This is a genomic window from Caldicellulosiruptor obsidiansis OB47 (assembly GCF_000145215.1).
Classification (GTDB): domain Bacteria; phylum Bacillota; class Thermoanaerobacteria; order Caldicellulosiruptorales; family Caldicellulosiruptoraceae; genus Caldicellulosiruptor; species Caldicellulosiruptor obsidiansis.
Genome location: NC_014392.1, coordinates 609729 through 631092 on the forward strand (window position 1 = coordinate 609729; position 21364 = coordinate 631092).

General features: G+C 34.1%; 20 protein-coding genes. 19 read left to right on the forward strand and 1 reads right to left on the reverse strand.

Annotation, left to right across the window (positions count from 1 at the left end):
- Positions 1-10: 10 nt before the first annotated feature.
- The 19 genes from xylB to COB47_RS02665 all read left to right on the forward strand — a co-directional run bounded on the left by xylB (position 11) and on the right by COB47_RS02665 (position 20108).
- On the forward strand, positions 11-1519 hold the full coding sequence (xylB, locus tag COB47_RS02570) for a xylulokinase (protein WP_013289845.1): 1509 nt from the start codon (positions 11-13) through the stop codon (positions 1517-1519).
- 104 nt (positions 1520-1623) lie between these two features.
- Positions 1624-3111 carry an HD-GYP domain-containing protein gene (locus COB47_RS02575; protein ID WP_013289846.1) on the forward strand — a complete coding sequence of 496 codons (1488 nt, stop codon included), beginning with the start codon at positions 1624-1626 and terminating at the stop codon, positions 3109-3111.
- A gap of 61 nt (positions 3112-3172) precedes the next feature.
- Positions 3173-3757, forward strand: a complete 585-nt coding sequence (locus tag COB47_RS02580) for an ANTAR domain-containing response regulator (protein ID WP_013289847.1) — start codon at positions 3173-3175, stop codon at positions 3755-3757.
- A complete protein-coding gene (locus COB47_RS02585) occupies positions 3733-4455 on the forward strand; it encodes a gamma-glutamyl-gamma-aminobutyrate hydrolase family protein (RefSeq protein ID WP_013289848.1) in 723 nt (240 codons plus the stop codon). Before COB47_RS02580 ends, COB47_RS02585 begins: the two co-directional genes overlap by 25 nt.
- Before the next feature lie 6 nt (positions 4456-4461).
- Positions 4462-5244: a mechanosensitive ion channel family protein gene (locus COB47_RS02590; RefSeq protein ID WP_013289849.1), complete on the forward strand. Its 783-nt coding sequence runs from the start codon at positions 4462-4464 to the stop codon at positions 5242-5244.
- A gap of 39 nt (positions 5245-5283) precedes the next feature.
- Positions 5284-7002, forward strand: coding sequence for a proline--tRNA ligase (locus COB47_RS02595; RefSeq protein ID WP_013289850.1), 1719 nt, complete (start codon positions 5284-5286; stop codon positions 7000-7002).
- Between the two features lie 91 nt (positions 7003-7093).
- Positions 7094-7723 carry a cyclase family protein gene (locus COB47_RS02600; protein WP_013289851.1) on the forward strand — a complete coding sequence of 210 codons (630 nt, stop codon included), beginning with the start codon at positions 7094-7096 and terminating at the stop codon, positions 7721-7723.
- Between the two features lie 94 nt (positions 7724-7817).
- Complete coding sequence (locus COB47_RS02605) at positions 7818-8240, forward strand: helix-turn-helix domain-containing protein (RefSeq protein WP_013289852.1); 423 nt, start codon at positions 7818-7820, stop codon at positions 8238-8240.
- Between the two features lie 409 nt (positions 8241-8649).
- On the forward strand, positions 8650-9405 hold the full coding sequence (locus COB47_RS02610; protein ID WP_013289853.1) for a methyl-accepting chemotaxis protein: 756 nt from the start codon (positions 8650-8652) through the stop codon (positions 9403-9405).
- A gap of 120 nt (positions 9406-9525) precedes the next feature.
- Positions 9526-10812, forward strand: a complete 1287-nt coding sequence (locus COB47_RS02615) for an IS110 family RNA-guided transposase (RefSeq protein WP_013289854.1) — start codon at positions 9526-9528, stop codon at positions 10810-10812.
- Between the two features lie 738 nt (positions 10813-11550).
- Positions 11551-12537: a chemotaxis protein CheW gene (locus COB47_RS02625; protein ID WP_013289855.1), complete on the forward strand. Its 987-nt coding sequence runs from the start codon at positions 11551-11553 to the stop codon at positions 12535-12537.
- Entirely contained in the window at positions 12538-13539 is a 1002-nt protein-coding gene (locus COB47_RS02630; RefSeq protein ID WP_013289856.1) for a methyl-accepting chemotaxis protein, read from the forward strand.
- Between the two features lie 20 nt (positions 13540-13559).
- Entirely contained in the window at positions 13560-14003 is a 444-nt protein-coding gene (locus tag COB47_RS02635) for a response regulator (RefSeq protein WP_013289857.1), read from the forward strand.
- A gap of 27 nt (positions 14004-14030) precedes the next feature.
- A complete protein-coding gene (locus tag COB47_RS02640; protein WP_013289858.1) occupies positions 14031-15869 on the forward strand; it encodes a sensor domain-containing protein in 1839 nt (612 codons plus the stop codon).
- A 104-nt stretch (positions 15870-15973) separates the two neighbouring features.
- Positions 15974-16600 carry a phosphoribosyltransferase gene (locus COB47_RS02645; protein WP_013289859.1) on the forward strand — a complete coding sequence of 209 codons (627 nt, stop codon included), beginning with the start codon at positions 15974-15976 and terminating at the stop codon, positions 16598-16600.
- Between the two features lie 93 nt (positions 16601-16693).
- On the forward strand, positions 16694-17218 hold the full coding sequence (locus COB47_RS02650; protein ID WP_013289860.1) for a helix-turn-helix domain-containing protein: 525 nt from the start codon (positions 16694-16696) through the stop codon (positions 17216-17218).
- Positions 17219-17243: 25 nt separating this feature from the next.
- On the forward strand, positions 17244-18155 hold the full coding sequence (locus tag COB47_RS02655; protein ID WP_013289861.1) for a hypothetical protein: 912 nt from the start codon (positions 17244-17246) through the stop codon (positions 18153-18155).
- Positions 18156-18174: 19 nt separating this feature from the next.
- Entirely contained in the window at positions 18175-19044 is an 870-nt protein-coding gene (locus COB47_RS02660; RefSeq protein WP_013289862.1) for a hypothetical protein, read from the forward strand.
- A 206-nt stretch (positions 19045-19250) separates the two neighbouring features.
- On the forward strand, positions 19251-20108 hold the full coding sequence (locus tag COB47_RS02665; RefSeq protein ID WP_013289863.1) for a cation diffusion facilitator family transporter: 858 nt from the start codon (positions 19251-19253) through the stop codon (positions 20106-20108).
- Here COB47_RS02665 and COB47_RS02670 read toward each other — a convergent pair.
- The gene (locus tag COB47_RS02670) at positions 20015-21220 is read right to left on the reverse strand and encodes an IS481 family transposase (RefSeq protein WP_013289864.1); all 1206 of its coding nucleotides are present in this window, start codon (positions 21218-21220) and stop codon (positions 20015-20017) included. The genes COB47_RS02665 and COB47_RS02670 overlap by 94 nt on opposite strands.
- Positions 21221-21364 lie beyond the last annotated feature (144 nt).

The following is a 21364-nucleotide window of genomic DNA, read 5'->3' on the forward strand; positions in this document are numbered from 1 at the left end:
GGTGTTTTATATGTATTTTATTGGAATTGACGTTGGAACATCTGGGACAAAGACCATCTTAACTGACTCAAAAGGTAACATCTTAGCAACAGCTACATTTGAATATCCTCTTTATCAGCCTCAGATTGGCTGGGCTGAGCAAAATCCAGAAGACTGGTGGGATGCAAGTGTTAAAGGGATTAAAGCTGTGCTTGAAAAATCCAAGGTAAACCCTGAGGAAGTCAAAGCTGTGGGACTTACCGGGCAGATGCACGGGCTTGTAATGCTTGACAAAAACTACAACGTTATAAGACCATCAATCATCTGGTGTGACCAGAGAACGGCAAAAGAATGTGATGAAATAACAGAAAAGGTTGGCAAGGAAAGACTTATTGAAATTACAGCAAACCCTGCACTGACAGGTTTTACAGCGTCAAAGATTCTGTGGGTAAGAAACAACGAGCCCCAAAATTATGAGAAGGTCTATAAGATTTTACTTCCAAAAGACTATATAAGGTTTAAACTTACAGGCGAATTTGCAACAGATGTATCTGACGCATCTGGTATGCAGCTTTTAGATATTAAAAACAGGTGCTGGTCTGATGAGGTACTTGAAAAGCTTGAGATAGACAAAGAGCTTCTTGGAAAAGTCTATGAGTCGCCACAGGTTACGGGAAAAGTGAGCAGGCAAGCAAGCGAAATTACAGGTCTTTGTGAAGGTACGCTGGTTGTTGCAGGTGGAGGAGACCAGGCAGCAGGTGCTGTTGGAAATGGCATAGTAAAGACAGGAGTAATTTCATCTACCATCGGTTCGTCTGGCGTTGTGTTTGCTCATCTTGACGAGTTTAAGATTGACCCGCAAGGAAGGGTTCATACATTTTGTCATGCAGTGCCAGGAAAATGGCATGTGATGGGTGTAACACAAGGGGCCGGACTTTCTCTCAAGTGGTTTAGGGACAACTTTGCACACATCGAAAAAGCTGCGTTTGAGTTTATTGACAAAGACCCATACATTTTGATGGATCAGGAGGCAGAACTTGCAAACCCAGGCGCAGACGGACTTATTTTCCTGCCATATTTGATGGGGGAAAGAACGCCCATTTTAGACCCGTACGCAAAAGGAATATTCTTTGGGATAACGGCAAAGCATACACGAAGAGAGTTCATTAGAGCTGTCATGGAAGGTGTTGTATTTTCACTTAAAAACTGTCTTGATATTTTGTATGAGATGGGCATCGAGGTTAAAGAGGTGAGAGTTTCAGGCGGTGGTGCAAAGAGCAAGCTCTGGAGACAGATGCAGGCAGACATATTTGAGATGGATGTGTGGACGTTAAATTCTAAAGAAGGACCTGCGTTTGGTGCAGCTATCTTGGCAGCAGTTGGTGCAGGAGAATATCAGAAGGTTGAAGAAGCCTGCGATACTATGATTCAAAAGGTAGATAGCTGCAGACCAAATGAAAAACTATTTGAAATATATAGAAAAACATATAAACTTTACAACAGCATATATCCAAGGGTTAAGGATTTATTCAATATATGAGAGAGCCAAGTTTGGCTCTCTTTTTTGTCATTTTGTTTGAAGGATTTTTGCGCCCTTTGTCGAAATAATAAGGTGTATGACTTTCTTGACAGGGGGACTGAAGGTTGAAACTTCGAAGGAGTTTGTGGTTGGGAGTTTTTGAGTTTTTTCTTTTCTTTTTAATAGGTTTTCCACTTGCAGTTCAGGTTGCTGAACTTTTTTTTCATATTAGAAAACCCATCATTGAATATTTTCAAATTGTAACCTTGTTTCTTGCAATTGTATTTTTTACAGTTTTTTATATTATTAGATATAGTGGTATGTTAAAGAAATATGAAGTATTTGAGAAAAAACAAAAGTTTATAATTAAGAAACTAAAAGAGGAAAAGGACAATATTGAAAAAAGTTATTTTGATAGTATTCAACTGAACAAAGAGATGACAAATATTGTAAAGAGATTAATCGAAACAGAAAGAGATTTAAGAGAAAAAAATGAGTGGCTTAAAAATTTTTTTGAACTCTCGACCAGAATTATTAGTCTTTCAACTGTAGAAAATATAGTTGCAACTGTAGGTGAATATAGCCTTGGGAGTTTGCAATTTTTTCGCATGAGCGTTTATCATGATGGTGATGATAGGACCTTCAGAATCTTGGGGCAGTTTGGGCAAAAAGATGCGCATGAACATCTGCTTTTGAACAGGGCGAAAGAGGATACAAATATTGCTTATAAAATAGAAAATAAAAACATAGTAAAGATAGCGATTCCAGTTGTTTCAGAAGAAAAATGTGAAGGTATTTGTTTTTATGGAATAAAATGCAAAAGCACTTTGAGCGAAGATATTGAATATTATATCAGCCTGTGTAATTTTATAACTATAGCTATAAAAAATGCTATTTATTATTCAAATCTCAAAAAGCAAAAATCAGAAATTGAAGATTTATACGAAAAAAGCACTTACATGAACGAAAAGCTAAGAGAAACTGTGGAAGAATTAAATAAATCAAAAGCAGAACTTGAAAAGAAAAACAAAGAAATTGAGAAGTTTTTTTACGAAACAATCTTGTGTTTGTCTAAAGCAATTGAGTATAAGGATGTGTATACAAAAGGACACTGCGAGAGAGTGCAAAATATTGCTTTAAAGATTGCCGATGAGCTTTCACTTTCACAAGAAGAAAAGGATGTTTTAAAGGTTGCATGTTTGCTTCATGACATAGGGAAGATTGGTGTAAAAGAGGACATACTCAACAAGAGAGGTTCTTTAGAAGCTCATGAGTATGTAGAAATACAAAAACATCCTTTAATAGGTTATAATATTTTAAAAGATTTAGATTTTACCGAGAGAATCAAAAAGGTTGTGCTTCAGCACCATGAAAGGGTGGATGGCAGGGGTTATCCATTTGGACTGAAAGATAAAGAGATAGACCTTCTTGCCAAGATTGTAGCTGTTGCCGATGCATATGATGCAATGACCTCTGATAGACCCTACAGAAAAGCTTTTGATAAGGAGACAGCGCTAAGCGAGATGAAAAGATGTGCCGGCAGCCAGTTTGATACTACTATAGTAGAAAAACTGCTTAATTTAGCACAAAAAGGTTTAGTGATGTTTTTATAGAAAAATAAAAAGGTGTATGTTAAAATTATTAAATAAGCTTTGATAGGAGCAAGGAACAGAAATGTTCAAGGTCATATTGGCTATAAAAAACCAAAGACTATTTTCTATTGTAAAAAATACCTTTATTGAAAATGGCTATACCATTGCCGATACTGCTACAGACTTTGCAGATTGCCTGAGAAAGATAAGAGTTTTAAAACCAGATATTGTTATTATGGAGTATGGGTTTAGTGTTGGCAGTATGGTGGAGATGATAGATATTTTGAAAAATGATAGAATATGTCCTGTTGTCATCTTGGCAAACCAGGCACAAAGGTCTAATATAGAAAGCGTAATCTTAGAAGACGATGAGTTCAATATTTTTTTATACAGTCCATTCAATAAATGGGCGTTCATATCTTTTGTTGAGACTATTATAAAAAATTGGATGAGATTAAGAAAGTTAGAAGAGCAAATAAGAAAGCTTCAGGATGATTTAGAGACAAGAAAGCTTGTTGAAAGGGCGAAGGGAATTTTGATGAAGGAGCTAAAGCTTGATGAGGAAAGCGCAATGAAAAAGCTTCAAAAGCTCAGCATGGATCGTCAGATGCCTATTAAAGAAGTAGCAAAGAGAATCATAGAATGGAAACTGAAGAACAAAAAGTGAATAAGGTAAGTCTAATGAATGTGCTTATATTTGGCGGGTTTGATACAGAGAGTGGAAAACTTTATGTTATGAATGAGTACATAGAGGTACTTGTGATGCTAAACGCAAAACCCATAATTTTTCCTATAAGTATCTTGTCAACCGAGCTTTTAAAAGAGTACATACAGGTGTGTGAGTGTGTTCTTTTTTGCGGTGGTGAGGATGTTCACCCCAAATTTTACGGCAAAGAACCTCAGTGGGGAATAAGAAGAATCAATCTTTTAAGAGATAAAATAGAGCTTGAGGCAATGAAAATTTCATATGAGATGGACAGAAGAGTTTTAGCAATCTGCAGAGGCGTGCAGGTTATGAATGTTGCGTTTGGTGGGACTTTGATACAGGACATAGAGAGAAAATCCTCCATCTCTCATTACCAGAATCTTAATGGTATGTATGGATATCATACTGTTGAAGTTGTTGGAGGGTTGTTCACTTGCATCTTTGGTTCCCAAAAGATTTTGGTAAACTCTTTTCACCATCAGGCAATAGACCAGCTTGCACCTGGGTTTGAAATAGAGGCAGTGTCAACAGATGGTATTGTAGAGGCAATTTCAAAAAAAGATAGAAGTTTTTTTGTAGGTGTGCAGTGGCATCCTGAGCTTATGGCAAAAGATGATATGTTTCAAAGGAGGCTTTTTGAAAGATTTTTGAAGGAGTGATGTATTTTGAGTATTGATAAAATATCTGAAATAATTTTAAAATACAGCGGAAAAATAATTTATTCATTAATAGTACTGATTGCAGGTTTTTTAATATTAAAATTCTCTAACAGAATGCTGGAAAAATGGAAGAAAAAACAGAGAAGTTCTGTATTTCCAATTAATCAAAAGAGAATTGACACTCTTGCAGCACTTTTCAAAAGTATTATAAAATACTCTATATACTTTTTAATTGTTGTACTCATTCTTGAAAACTTCAATGTTTCTATCAAGACAATCTTAGCTGTTGCCGGGATAGGCGGGCTTGCGATAGGTTTTGGTGCACAGAGTTTAATTAAAGATGTGATAGCTGGACTTTTTCTTATCATTGAAGACCAGCTATCTGTTGGCGATTATGTTACAATAGATGGAAGAAGTGGTACTGTTAAAGAAATGGGAATAAAAACAATTAAGATTCTTGACTATAACGGTTCAATTCACATTATACCAAACGGTTCCATAGGTGCAATTACAAACTGGTCGAGGCATAACTCAAAGGCGATTGTAGATGTTAAGCTCAATACAAAGATGAACTTTGATGAGGTATCTTTAAAGCTCCAAGAGGTGTTCAAAGAAATTGAAGAAGAATTTAAAGAAGACATTGTCACACCACCACAGATTGTGGGTATAGTTGACACTAACTGGATAGAATATACACTCAGAATTGTGACAGAGACAAAACCTCTTCGCCACTGGGATTTAGAGAGGGCGATGAGAAAAAAGATAATTGAAAAGCTTTTTGTAAGCTAAAAAAACTAAAAACTTGGAAAGGGGTAGTAACTAAGGAAGATGAAAGTTTCAGAGCTTTTCATGCCAACCTTGAAAGAAACACCTTCTGATGCAGAGATAGAATCACATAAACTTATGCTAAGATCTGGTTTTATGAGACAGCTCTCCTCTGGCATCTATGTGTATCTTCCTCTTGGCTACAGAGTTTTGCGAAAGATAGAGAATATTGTCAGAGAAGAGATGGATAGAAGCGGTGCTCAAGAGGTTCATATGTCTGCACTTATGCCAAAAGAACTGTGGGAAGAGTCAGGAAGATGGGCAATATTTGGACCAGAGATGTTTAGAATAAAAGATAGAAATGAAAGGGAGTACTGTTTGGGACCTACTCACGAAGAAGCATTTACTTATATAGTCAGGAATGAGATTTCATCTTACAGGGACCTTCCAAAAATTTTGTATCAAATTCAAACAAAGTTTCGCGATGAAAGAAGGCCGCGGTTTGGTGTTATGCGCTGCCGAGAATTTACAATGAAAGATGCTTATTCTTTTGACATTGATGAAAAAGGCTTGGACATATCATACCAAAAGATGTATGATGCCTATGTGAGGATCTTCAAAAGATGCGGGCTTGATGTAAAGATTGTAGAGGCAGACACAGGTGCGATGGGCGGGGCAAGTTCACACGAGTTCATGGTTCCATCTTCAGTTGGCGAGGCAGAGATTGCATATTGCAAAGCGTGCGGATATGCTGCTAACCTTGAAAAGGCAGAATGTTTGGACATACCAGTGGAAACCAATGAGGATCTAAAAGAAAAACAGGAAGTCTACACTCCAAATGTAAGAACAATTGAGGAGCTTGTAAATTTCCTGAGTATCGACAGCACGAAGTTTGTAAAGACAATGATTTACAAGGCAGATGATAAATTTGTTGCAGTACTGGTGAGGGGAGATAGAGAGGTAAATGAGACAAAGCTAAAAAATCTTTTAGGAGCTACAGAGCTTGAGCTTGCATCGGCAGAGGATGTAGAGAGAATTACAGGTGCAAAGGTGGGATTTGCCGGACCAATTAGCCTTTCGATAGATGTGTATGCAGACAACGAGATAAAATACCTCAAAAACTTTGTGGTGGGCGCAAATAAAACAGATTATCATATAAAAAATGTAAATCTTTCAGATTTTAAAGTAACAAGATTTGCAGACCTCAGAAATATAACCCAAGACGACCTTTGCCCTAAATGCCGCTCTCAAAAGGTGACAATTGAAAGAGGAATTGAAGTTGGTCATATATTTAAGCTTGGCACAAAGTATACAGAGGCTTTTGGCTGCGTATATACAGATGAAAAAGGTGAAAAGAAATTCATGATAATGGGATGTTATGGTATTGGTATCAACAGGACAGCTGCTGCCATCATTGAACAGATGCACGATGAAGACGGTATAATCTGGCCAATAACAGTTGCACCGTATGAGGTAATTGTCGTGCCTGTGAATGTAAAGGATGAAAATCAGAGCAAGATTGCATTTGAGATTTATGAAAACCTTCAGAAAAATGGAGTTGAGGTTTTGATTGATGACAGAGATGAAAGAGCTGGTGTTAAGTTCAAGGATGCAGATTTAATAGGAATTCCATTTAGAGTTACTGTTGGGAAGAAGGTATCGGAAGGAAAGATTGAAATTAGAAACAGAAGAACAAAAGAATCTTTTGAATTTGAAATTGACAATGCAGTAGAGTTTATAATAAATCTTATAAAGCAAGAAAAAGCAAAGTACCAGGTATAATATTGAAATTGATTGTGAATAAAAGGGGCTGCAGATAAAAGCCCCTTTTTGTTATTTTAAGAAAAATTTCAATTTCGGGGAGGTCTTGAAAATGAGAATTATTGATGTTAGCATTCCAATTTCAAATGATATGGTTTATTTTCCTGGCGACCCCAAACCACAAATATCAAGAGTTTACAGCATGGAAAATAAAGATCCGGCAAATGTGAGTAAAATTATACTTTCATCTCATACAGGGACACATATTGATGCACCAGCCCACTTTATAAAAAATGGTAATACAATTGATAAGATTCCTTTAGAGAGGTTAATTGGAAAAGTCAGGGTATTAGATGTGGGTAAGGAAGATAGCATAACAAAGAAGTTTCTTGAAAGCAAGGATATTCAGTATAATGAGAGGATATTTTTTAAAACAAAAAATTCTTGGTATCTAAAAAGGGATACAAAGTTTTTTAAAAATTTTGTTTACTTGAGCGCCGATGCAGCTGAATATCTGGTAGAGAAAAAAGTTGAAGTTGTTGGGATTGACTATCTTTCAATAGAAGAATTTAATTCAAATAATTTTCCTGTGCACAGATTGCTTCTTTCAAATGATGTTGTTATTGTTGAAGGTTTATGTCTTTTAGATGTGAATGAGGGAAGATATAAATATGTAGCCCTGCCCCTTAAGATAGAGGAATGTGACGGTGCCCCTGCAAGGGTTATAATAATTGAAGATTAGTTTACAATATATTTCAATATAAACATATTGTTGGCAAATAAACATAATGTGTATTACAATATTATTCAAGAACAAAAAATATATGGTAGAATGAATGATTGCATTGGATGAAAGAAAAAGGTTGGAGGAACTTGGACTTAAGATAGGAATTTTGAGAGAAGAAAAAAGGATATCTCAAAAAGAATTGGCAAAAAGACTTGAAATTTCTCCTCAAGCCCTGGCAAATTACGAAAAAGGCAAAAGAATGCCCGGAATTAACATTCTTGTAAGACTTTCTGAAGAGCTTGATGTGAGTATTGATTTTCTGCTGGGGCTTACTGATATAAGAAAGCCAAGGAGTAGGATGGTAAAGGAACAATTGGAGATGCTTGAGAGTATTCAAGAAAAAGAAGAGATATTATCACTGATTGAAGAACTCTCCAATTGGGAACCTGAGGCTGTAAAGATTATTGAAAGATTTTTGAAGAGAGTTAGAAAAAACATAGAGAGTAGAGATAAAGGCAGACATATTCAATAATAGTATTATATGGTATCAGAATAGTGAAAAAAAAATAAAAAAACCTCCAACTATACAAACAATAAAAATACATTTAAAAATCCATTGATATTCAATATTTTATCTCAAAGGCATTAAATAGTCTATGGGAAAATAAGGCATCAAAATTTATAATGAGGTTTTTAAAGTGCTAAATTAGATAAAGCAAAAATTTTGTAGGTGATATTTACGGCAAGATACAATAGCTAATATAATTTTTTTGAATAAAACAATTGTTAGAACGCAAATAACATTTTTAAACAAAACCAAGCATAATCAAAAAAAAAAAAAAAAAAAAAAAAAAAAAAAAAAAAAAAAAAAAAAAAAAAAAAAGTTACACAACCACAAAATTGTGGTAATATATAATCAAAAATAAAGGGGAGGTAGTAAAATGGAGCTTTCAAAGATTCAAACACCGAGAAATCCGTTAAAGAGCGGTGGTCAATCTGCTACCATTTCAAGTCCAGTTCAGGGAGGTGTCCAAGAACAGCCTTCAGCAGGAAGTATTTTTGACTCTGTAAAGAAAAAAGAGAGAAGAGATGAACTCAAGAAAAACACAATAATCGAAAGGCTTGCTGCTGCCTCAGCTGAGACTCAGGCTGCTGTTGCTCAAGCAACGCGAAATGTCAATGAACTTCAGGTTGCAGTGCAGGAGATTGCAGCATCTGCTCAGGAAGCTTCAAAAGCTGCAAATGAATCATTAAAAGCTATTCAGGAGATCGAAAAGGTTGCAAAGGTGTCGGACGAAAAAGCAGCTGAACTTTCAAATTCTATTGCAAACCTTCAGACTCTTATTCAAGATATTTCAGATGAAATTGAAGAAATGATACGTGGAATAGAACTTGCAGCACAGACCTCACTTGAGTCGGCAGAAAATGTTTTGCAGCTTGAAAGACAGGCAAACGAAATCAGAAGTACTGCTCAGGCTGTTATGGAGGTTGCTGACCAGACAAATCTGCTTGCACTCAATGCGGCAATTGAGGCTGCAAGAGCTGGCAAACATGGTCGTGGTTTTGCTGTTGTTGCAGATGAAGTAAGAAGCCTTGCAGAAATAACAAACAAAGCTGCTATTGAGATTCAAAACATAATAGAAGAAATTCAAAAGGATGTAAACGTTGTAGCAGAGGATATACGAGCATTCCTGTAATGAACGAAAATGAGTGAAAATGACGAAAAATGAGATTTGAAAAGATAAGGTACCTCCTGGTAAAATACAGAATGTAAGTTGTACAACTTACGACAAAACACAACAAAGGAGGTACCCTCTTTGAAGTATACACAAAATGAAAAGATATTACAAGTAACAGAAAAAACTTTAGTTGTAGGAGTAGACATAGCGAAGGAAAGGCATGTTGGAAGAGCATTTGATTTTAGAGGAGTGGAGCTTGGCAAGAGAATAGAGTTTGAGAATAGAAAAGAAGGTATGGAAAAATTTTTGGATTGGGCAAATAAGATAATGAAAGCCAATGGCAAAGACAACATGATAGTTGGGATAGAACCTACAGGGCATTACTGGCTGTGCTTTGAGCAGTACTTAAGAGAGAATGGCATAAAAGTGGTTTTAGTGAATCCTTTTCACGTGAAGAGGAGCAAGGAGCTTGATGATAATACGCAAACAAAGAGCGATATAAAGGATCCGAAGACGATAGCGATGCTTGTGAAGGATGGAAGATACACAGAACCAAATATACCCGCGGGTATATATGCTGAGATGAGAGTAGCGATGAACATATATGAAAGGCTACAAAAGCGCTTGAGTGTTTTAAAAAATCAAATAATCAACTGGCTGGATATCTATTTTCCAGAGTTTTTAGAAGTATTTTCTGATTGGGAAGGCAAGGTAGCGCTACTGACTTTAAAAGAGATGCCATTGCCTTGTGATGTAGTAGAAAAGGGAGTGGAAGGGATTATAGAATGTTGGCGTGACAAAGTAGACAAGCGAGCGATAAGTCGCAAAAGGGCTATGGAATTAGTGGAAGCTGCTAAAAGGAGTATAGGTAAGAAAGAAGGTAGGAAGCTGGCAAGGCAAGAGATGAGATATTTGCTTGAAGAATATGAGCTTTTAAGAAAGCAGCTGGAAGGAATAGAAGATGAAATGGCAAAACTTTTGAAAGATGTTCCGAATGGAGAAAAGCTGCTTGAGATAAAAGGTGTTGGAGTAAAGACAGCAGTTGGTTTTATATCTGAGGTTGGGGATATAATGAGATATGAAGATGCTAAGCAGATACAGAAATTAGCGGGACTGAATATAGTTGAGAATAGTTCTGGCAAGCATAAGGGACAGACGTGTATAAGCAAAAGAGGGCGTGGGAGGCTTCGAAGTAGTTTATTTAAGGCTATGATTACAATAGTAGCAAAGAATGAAGAATTTAAGAAGTTGCATATGTATTACACTATGCGGCAGAACAATCCATTGAAGAAGAAGCAATCACTGATAGCGCTTTGCTGTAAGTTGATAAGGATATTTTACGCGATTTTAAAAAAAGGGATAAAATATGATGGGAACAAGATGTTGAGCGATATAAAGAGAGAGGCTTTAGCAACAACAGCGTAAAAGAAATAAAAAAATAAGTTAAGAAATTTTAGTTTAAAGTAGGAGCGAAAGATTAGCAGAATACACATCTTGAGGGGGTAAAAGTTTCTTAGCTTTGCGAGAAGAGTTAAGACATGTCGAGTAGCAAAGCGCCCCTTTTATTAGGGATTCAAATCATAGAAAGTATGTTAAGGTTAAGAATAGAAGGGAAGAAGAATTAGATTAAATTAAATGAATTTTTATAGGACGATTGGAAAATGAGAGCGGGTTAGTCGGAGTACAATCACCATAAGGGCGAAGACCCTGCATACGAGCATAACCGACATCCACGCCATGGTAGATGGGACGAGGGAATTGAGGGCAAGGTAAGAAAGACCCTGAGAGACATGAGAGGGTAAACACCATGGTTATTGTGGACGGATACCCGCCGCAATATGGTATAATATCTAAATTAATACAAAAAGCAGGTTGAATCTAATCTTCATGTGGTAGAATAAAGCAATAATAGAAATAACAAGCACTAAATAAATTTTTATAACTACGAAATTTGAAGAAAACGAAAGATATTTTGAGAAAATCAAAGGTATATTGAGAGAGAATTCCTGTTATTATGCTTACGACAAATCCTTCAGAAGAGCAAAAGGCATTAGAAGCAGGAGCAAATTTATATTTAAAAAAACCTGTAACAAGTGAGGAGCTAATATCACATGTCCAAAAATTTTTAGGATTGTAACAAGAAACTAAAAAGGTGGGATTACAATGACAGACCAGCTGTTTAGTGCAGCAGAGTTGGAGGAGATAAAAAAAGAGTTTGTTGTTGAGACATACGAGCATCTTGAGAATGCTCAAGATGCTCTTTTGCAACTTGAAAGTGACCCGAAAAATTATGAAACATTGAATTTTATATTTCGCGAAATCCATTCTATAAAAGGCGGAGCAAACTTTCTTGGTTTGCAGGATATCATAAATGTGTCTCATGAGATGGAAAGTTTGCTTGATAAGATGAGAAACTATGAGATAAATCCAACAAGTGAGGTTATAAATACCATTTTAGAAGGTATAGATATTATTCGAAGGTTAGCAGATATTATAAACAGTGGAAGTGGACAGGTTTTTGATTATTCGGCATATATAGAAAGATTAAAAGAAATAACAAATTCAAGTCAATCTTCCCAAGTAGTTTTGGACAAAGAATCAAATGATAAAAATCCAAACAGGTTTGAATTGGAAAGAAATTTTGACTATTCTCAAAATAGTAATGTATTAAAAACATTTGATTTAAATGAGATTGACGAAACCACTGATGAAGATTATTATAAAATAATTGTCTCTTTTGAGTATGGAAATGTAGTTTATGGGATTGAAGTGGAGTTTGTCCGAGAAATAGTAAAACCAGCTGATGTAACTCCTATTCCTTTTGCCCCTGAACATGTGATGGGACTTATGAATCTGCGCGGGGACGTTGTAACAATTGTTGATTTTGGCAAGTTGCTGGGGGTGGAAGGGAATGATGGTTGCAATCATAAGGTTTTAATAATCGGAGATGAAGCTATGACATTTGGACTTTTTGTTGATAATGTAAAAGAGGTTTTGAGCGTTCTTCCAGATGAGATAAAAGAAGCTAACATAGCATCTGTATCAACGGAAATTTTGAAAGGAATAGTAGAGAGGGATGGAGAATTTGTACAGGTGATAGATATAAAGAAGATTATAGAAAGGACAAAAAATAGTGTGGAGTTGATTTAAATGGCATGGTATATATATGCATTTTCCGTACTTATGTTAATAGTTATAGTTGCTGAAGGGTTTTTGATTGTCAAAAAGTCTAAAGAAATACAGAATATCATTTATTTTATGGCTACAAGAGTGGATGAATCTAAGGTACCTAAGGAATTCATAAATTTGTACAAAAATAGAATACAAATGATAGAAAAACCATTAAAAGATGAGATATATAAACTTCGATCAGAAAATGAGAGTTTAAAAGATGAAATAGAAAAAAGCAATTTTGAAAGTTATAGAAATGAGATTTATCAAAGATTTAAAACCTTATTTATGTCACTTGGTGAGGTTACAGAAGCATTTAAGATGGTATTGGATGAGATAAATGAAGCTTTGATAAAAAATTTAGATGATATGAATATTCGGTCAACTACAGTTGAAAGTGATTTGGTAAAAGGTAAAAATAAGATTTCCAAATCTGTTGAAGATATAAATCTTATTTTGAACCAGATGCGAGATTTATCAAAGGATGTTTTAAATCTTTCAAATCATATTGAGAAAATGGAAAGAGTTGCAGGAATTATTAACGATATTGTAAAAGAAATTTCATTTATTTCTTTGAATGCCCAGATTGAAGCTAACAAAATGAAAGATTCTTTAACATTCAGTTTACTGGCATCTGAGATGAGAAAACTTGCAGATGGTGGTAAACAAAATCTTAAGGAAATCAGCAAAGCAATGGCAAATGTTGTAGATGATATAAATGCAAACAATAAAAAGATTGAAAATTTTGTAAACAGGATTAAGGAGTTAGAAAACAGTACACGTGAGATAACAGATGAGATTGATTCTCTCAGTAACCTCATAAGTTCGGTGCTAGGGTATCAAGAAGAGCTATATAATCAGATAAAACAGCATTTTGCTGGCATTCAAGAGATTGTTGGAGTGCTTGAAAATATTCACACTGAAGCTGTTCAGATTGTAGAACAAGAATTTAAGGAAAATAAAGAGTTTGTAAAAGTTTAAAAAATGAGAGAGGTTATACTATGGGAAGAATAACCTTTCTGATTGTAGATGATTCACCGGTTTGGAGAAGAATTATAAGAAAATTTGTTGAAGAAAAACTCAAAGGGATAGTAGTAGCAGAAGCAAGTGACGGTCTTGAAGCTATAAACCTTTACAATAAACTAAAACCCAATGTGGTAACAATGGATATTGAAATGCCCGAATTAGACGGAATCAGAGCAATGGAAGAGATATTAAGGTATGACAAAAATGCAAAAATAATTGTTATAAGTTCTAAAGGGGAAGAAGATACAGTGAGAAAAGCTCTTTTGAAAGGGGCAAAAGATTTTATTGTAAAAGATTTAGAAACTGAAAAATGGTTGAAAAGATTTGAGAATGTTATAAAAAATGATGAAACAAAAAATTCAAAAAATACATTTTTTGATAATATCAGACGCTACATTGATAGATTTAAAAGACGATGAATTTTTTTGCGCGGGGGTAATCTCTCCATGAGCTTAAGAAAAGAGATATATGAGAAGATACAAGGTGGGAAGATAGAAGTATTTGTAGAAAACTTGAAAGGTTATTTTGGCAATATAAGCGATTATGTAATAGTTATCTGGACTGAAGATGGAACAATATTAGAGTTTAAAGAGAGCGGTGATAAGCTGCTTGGATATTTGCCTGAGCAAGTAGAGGGGAAAAAGTGGATTGATATTTTTATTGATGAAAAAGAAAAAGAAGAAATGAATTGGGTTTATAAAAAATTAGTAAATAATGAGCAAATTAAATATTATGTAAATCCTGTAAAAGACGTGAATGGAATAAAAAAGACATTCTTATGGTGTAACTCCAGAGTAGAGATTGCAGAAAGTAATAGAAAAGTTTTTCTTTCTATAGGTTTTAGTTTGGATGAGATAGAAAGATTGAATAAAAAGATTCAAAAATATGAAAGAGAGTTTAATAAGATAAATGAAGAAAGTGAGAGTTTAAAATTCAGATTATCGAAACAGGATATTGTTTTGAAACAAAAAGATGAAATAATAAAGGATTATAAAAACAAGCTCGAGTTTTTGGCTTTTTTTGACGAACTTACTAAGTTACCAAATAAGAATTCACTTATAAGATGGTTGAATTTAAGAATTAGTAATGTTGATAGAGACAATACTTATTTAATCTTTTTAGAGGTAAGAAATTTAGAAAAATTAAATGTTATGTATGGATATGACCTTGTAGATGAATTAATTGTTCAAATAAGTAAGAGAATTGAAGATATATTAAGCAAGGAAAGCAAAGTGTTCAAGATAGGTTTTGATCGATTTGCTATAATTTGCAAAGTTGAAAATGTTTCTGATCATATTGAAAATTTATTATCTCAATTGACTGTTATATATAATATCAATGGCAATTTAATAAGAGTAAATTACAATATAGGAGCGACTGTAATTGACGATGCTAATGATTCTACAGCATCTATTTTAAGAAAATGTGATTTGGCTTTGATAAAGGCAAAAGAAAAAGGATTAAATGAATATGAAGTATTTAAACCTTCTCTGGAAATTCAAACGTTAAAAGAAGGAATAATTGAAAAGGAACTTCGAAATGGAATGGATTTGAATGAGTTTATTTTGTTTTATCAGCCAATAATAAATCTGTACAATAGACAGATTTATGGACTTGAGGCTCTTTTAAGATGGCATTATCTGAAATCGGTATTTGTATCACCATTAGAGTTTATTCCAATTGCTGAAAAATGTGGCTTAATTGTGGATTTAGGAAAGATTGTATTGAAACAGTCTTTGGAATCAGCCAAAATATTTAGTAATTATTTCAATAGAGACTTTGTAATTTCAATAAATATATCACCACGACAATTTAGTGACAAAGAATTTATAAGTTCAATAATTCAAATAGTGGAAAATGAAAAAATTAAAAATCTAAAATTACAATTTGAAATTACAGAAAAAGTAGCAATTGAAAATATTAACTATGCCATTGAAGTGATAAATGAACTAAAAAAGTACAATATAACATTTGCTTTAGATGATTTTGGTGTAGACTATTCTTCTCTAAATTATTTAAGAAAATTACCTATTGAAGCAGTTAAAATAGATAAATCCTTTGTCCAGGAGATTGAGAATGAAGAAACATACTTTGTAGTGGAAACAATAATAAAACTTTGCAATAAATTGGGGTTAAAAGTTGTGGTAGAAGGTGTAGAAACAGAAAATCAGTATAAAATTTTAAAGGAACTTGGATGTGACTATGTTCAGGGATACTTTATAAGCAAACCTTTGAATTTTGAAGAGATTGTAAAGTTTATTAAAGAAAATGAATTTGGAAAATAAAAAATTTACAGAGGCACCAATGTGGTAAAATAAATGATAAGGTGCCTTTTTGTTTTTTTTCAATTAAAGTAGCAAGTTCTAAATAAAAGGAGAGGATTTTAAATATGATTTTTAAAGACAGGATTGACGCTGGGGAAAAGTTGGCCCAAAAATTAGAGGTTTTTAAAGAAAGACAAGATGCTGTGCTTTTTGCAGTTCCAAAAGGTGGTGTGGTTGTTTCAAAAGTAGTTGCAGATAGGCTTAAAATACCTTTCGATATTGTTATTGCTAAAAAAATAGGTGCTCCTTTTAATAAAGAATTTGCTATTGCTGCAGTGGATATAAACGGAGATGTGATTTTAAATAGTGAATATATAGAATATTTTTCTATAACTGAAGAGTATATAGAACACCAAAAGAAAAAAGTTTTGGAAAATATAAGGGAACAATTAATTAGCTATAGAGGTTCTGTTGAATATAAAAGCTTGGAAAACAAGGTGGCAATAATAGTAGATGATGGAATTGCAACAGGTGCAACAACAAAAGCATGCATAAGGTTTCTTTCAAAACTAAATCCTAAAAAAATATACGTTGCAACACCGGTAATTGCCCCTTCGACGTTAAAAGAGCTGGAAAAAGAATGTGATGGTATTTTTTATATTGTAAGCAGCGAGCCATTTTGGGCAGTTGGACAGTTTTACCTCGACTTTTCACAGGTCTCTAAAGAAGATATTAAAAAGATGCTTAGCTAAAACTTTTTTAAAAACTATGTGCACAAAAATGTTAACATAAAAAGGCTTTTGTGATAATATAAAATCAAACCAGCAGTTGAGTGTGATGAAGAGATGGATTTTTATAGAGTTGGTGATAAGGTCATAAGTCTTCAAAAAATAGTGGATGAAGTCAAGAAGATATTGGACCTTCGTCAAAAAGGATTTTCGCAGATTGAGGTTGCCGAAAAGCTGAAAATAGATAGGTCTTTTATCTCAAAGCTTGAAGGGCTTGGAGAAGTACGCAAGGGCAAAAATATTGCTGCAATCGGATTTCCTGTAAAAAACAAGCATGAGGTAGAGCAGGTATTGAAGAGCTATGGAATAAATTACTATCTTTTAATGACAGAAGAAGAAAGAAATAGTTTTATAAACTCCCTTTCTGCTGCTCAGCTTTTGAATATCATGGGTGAATATATAAATAATTTTAAAATGTTTGACATTGTAATTGCCATGGGTTCGGACTTTAGACTAAACTGGTTCAAAGCTTTTCTTGATTGTGAGGTCATTACAATACCTCTGGGAAAATCTCCGCTCAAATATGATGTTGAAGTTGATGTTGAAGAGCTGAAGAGAATTTTAGATTCTATTGTGGAGTAGAAGAAAGAAAAGGAGATGTTTTTGCATGAAAAGAGTAGTGAGTGTCAGTATTGGTTCGAGCAAGAGAAATCATAAAACAGTAGCTAAGATAATGGGTATTGACTTTGAGATTGAAAGAATAGGAACAGATGGAGATATAAAAAAGGCAATAGAGATTATAAAGTCCTTAGATGGCAAGGTAGATGCCTTTGGTATGGGAGGAATCGACATTGTACTTTACGGTGGAGGTAAAAATTATGTCATAAGAGAGGCTATTCCCATAAAAAATGCTGCTAAAAAGACGCCTCTTGTGGATGGCACAGGTGTTAAAAATACCTTTGAAAAGTGGGTTATAAAATATCTTCAAGACAACAGCATAATAGATTTCAAAGGAAAAACTGCACTTGTTGTATGCGCGCTTGATAGATACAAGCTTGCAGAGGGACTATATGAGGCTGGATGCAAGCTTTTGCTTGGTGATGCCCTGTTTGCCTTAGGAATTCCACTTATGATAAAGAGTCTCAGGGTGTTTTACTATCTTGCAGCTTTGCTTGTCCCATTGATAATAAAATTACCATTTAGCATGTTGTATCCCAATGATGATAAAAAAGAAGAAAACCCCAAAAAGCTTAGAAAGTATTGGAAATATTTTGAAATAGCAGACATCATTGCGGGAGATTATAAATACATTCAAAAGTACATGCCAGATAATTTGGAAGGAAAGATAATCATCACAAATACCATTACAAAAGAGGATGTTGAAGAGCTTAAAAGAAGAAAGCTAAAGATGCTTGTTACTACAACACCTGAATTTGAGGGAAGATCTTTTGGGACAAATGTTGTTGAAGCTATTTTAGTTGCTCTGACAGGCAAAAAATTGGAAGACATGAGTCAAGAAGAGATAGAAAAGCTCATAAAAGAGATTGATTTTAAGCCCAGGATAGAAATATTCTATTAGTAGAAGATATTTTCTTGGGTTGATAAAAATTTATACTATTACTTTTGTGTTAGAAGGTGAAAGTAGAATTTTTCTTCCAGAATATGCAAAGTTTTTTCCTCTATTCCTAAGAAAATTTCTGGTTGTAAATTCACAACCTAAATTCGAAGAGTATATAAGGCTAATTAATGGAATAGAAATGAGATTGGAATTCTTTATATTTCCAAAAACAGTAAATTTGTCAAAAAGATATAAAAAGATAAAATTGGCTATTGACCAACAAAGAAGAGGAAGAGTAATACACTTTGATTGGACATATGAAGAAAATGTTCACATTAATTGTTTTATTGCATATTATATTGTAAGAGAAATATTAAAAAAGTACGGTCAACGTTTAAAAAATAGAAAAATAGGAATAATTGGGCTTGAAAAAGCTAAAAAAAATGGACTTTTATATGAGCTTGCAGAAAATACAGATATTCTTTATACTTCATTTGATTCATTTCAAGAGACAAAAATAGCTGATGAACTTTTGGGAGAGTTCGGAACAGTTATAATAAACTGCTGGGAAGAAGAGAAATTGTTTGAAAATGTGGATATAGTGTTTGTGTTCAGAGAGTTAGACAAGAAAGCTTATGGGTTGAAAAGAGGGATAGTATGCTATCCTGAAAAAGGTGTGGTAGAAGATTTTGAATTTTTGAAAAAGTCCTTTTTTCTTTCTGAGATTTGTGTTGATTTTCTTCCTCTGAAAGATATATGTATATATAACGTGACACCCTTTATCAATTTGCCTATTAACATGGTTGAAATCATTTGTGAAAAGCTTCTTTTTACAACCATAAATAGTTTTTCAGATGCCAAAAAAGTCTTTACAAAAGACCTCTTTGATGTTAAAATAAAGCTCAAGTAATATAAAAAATTTAATATTTTCGAAGTGGTCAGAAAAGAGTGTTAAAAAGCTCTTTTCGGGCCTGGGAATTTTACCAGGCAGCAGGGATAAAAAAATCCTGCGGGACCCATGTTTTTACACAAAACATGAGTCTTGGCAGGATTTTTTTATTGTTTTAATAGTGTTGGCGAAGAAGCTTATGATGAAAGGGGTTTTAATGAAGAAATATGGAAAAGCAGGGTGCAGCACTTTTATCGGTTTTTTCTAATACAGCCCTGGTTTTATTCAAACTTATTGCAGGTAGTATTATGGGGTCTGTATCTGTTATCTCTGAAGCAATTCACTCTGGTATTGACCTTTTGGCAAGTTTGGTTGCATATTTTTCCATAAAGCAGGCGAGAAAACCAGCAGATAGTGATCATCCTTTTGGTCATGGTAAGTTTGAAAATGTTTCTGGTGCATTTGAGGCAATATTAATATTTTTAGCAGCAGCTATGATTATTTATGAAGCAGTGAAAAAATTTGTTAAAGGTGCAGAGATTGAAAAAATAGAAGCAGGGCTTGTAGTAATGTTGATTTCAGGTGTTGTAAATCTTTTTATATCGACAAAACTTTTCAGGGTTGCTAAAAAAACAGATTCAGTAGCTTTAGAAGCAGATGCAATGCATCTTTTTACAGATGTGTTTACATCATTCGGAGTATTTTTAGGGCTTGTTGCAATAAAACTTACACATGTGTACATTATAGACCCGATAATTGCTATCATTGTTGCTCTTATGATAATAAAAGCATCTGTTGATTTAACCAAAAAAGCTCTATGTGATCTTGTTGACAAGAGTCTTCCTCAAAACGAGATTGAGATAATTGAGAATATAATAAAAAGATACTCCCAGGTTACAAGCTTTCACAAGCTCAGAACCAGGAAAAGTGGAGACAGGCGCGAGATTGATGTTCACATTAGAATGGAAAATTCAACTACTTTAATCGACGCTCACAACCTCTGTAACCAGATAGAAAAGGATATAAAATCAGTTCTACCAAATTCGTATATTACAATCCACATTGAACCTGAAGATGAGAGATAGGAAAGTGTCACAAAAACTCGGCACGTGGTGAAGACATATTTACCACCTAATTTATTACAGAACAGAGAATAAAAAGTCCCCACTTTCTTTAATAAGTCTTCAAGAAGTAAAGTAGGAAATTGAAATACATGGGAGGAGACCAGAATTTTTGAATCTCTAAACTTTTCGAAAGGTGTCCTCCCATTCATTCCTTTACCATTGTGAGGTCTATAAAAATTCCACGTATCCTGCCATTTTTGAGCTCTTGTCATAAATTCGTCTTTTGTTATGCATCTTTCAGCATGAATCATCAAAAAATATTCATCATCTGCTCTATGTGAATTTTCAATTATACCCATCAAGTGTTTTGCTTTTGGTGGAATAGGATTTAGCTCTACTCCCAAAAATGACAACATCTCATTCCACTCCTTTAGCTTTTTTTCGCTCCCACCACAAAACTCTGCTCCATTATCTAATCTTATCCTTATTGGGTTTCTTACATTATGTGTCCTAAGCCATAAAACTACTAATGTTATGAACATAAAACCAAAAGTAGATGAAAGCTCATATGAATAAGCTGTAAATCTTGTCCTTGTAGCAACATCTATCATGTTCCACTCATAACACGGTAGATTGTATTTTATCATGTGCTCATATACTTCTTTTGGGAGGCTTTCTTTGTCTAAAAGATGTTTCGTATCAAGCTGAAATTCAGAAAATGGGATGAGAGACTCATAATCGTAAAGACTTCTTTCTCCCTTTTTCGTCTTTCTTGTCTTTCTCGGCACACTATTTCTTTTGAGAATAGATTTTATCGTGTTTTCACTTATTTTAACGCCATATTTTCTGAATAAATAAAGAGAAAGACGTCTGTATCTGAATCCTGTTTTTTTAGCCTCTTGGATAATGAGATTTTCAAGCTCAGAAGAAAGTTTTTTAGGGCAAGTTTTAGGCTTTCTAGACTTATCCTCAACAGGACCATATACTGCTCTTCTTACAGTGTGTCTTGATACACCTAATATTTTAGCAGTTTTTGATATGTTTTTGTTATTTGCCTCAAATACTTTTCGAATTAATTCTCTGGCCTTTTCAGGAGATATTTTTCTGAGTTCATGATATGGTATAATATTCATAGTAGGCTGCCCTCCCATCCTGGTAGTTTTTTGATGTTTCTTTTGAATGGAATATTACACTTTTTTATTATATCAAACAGGAGGGAGGCAGCCACAATTCTTTTTATGGGCTTTTCATTATTGTTTTCGTACATTCTTTCGCTG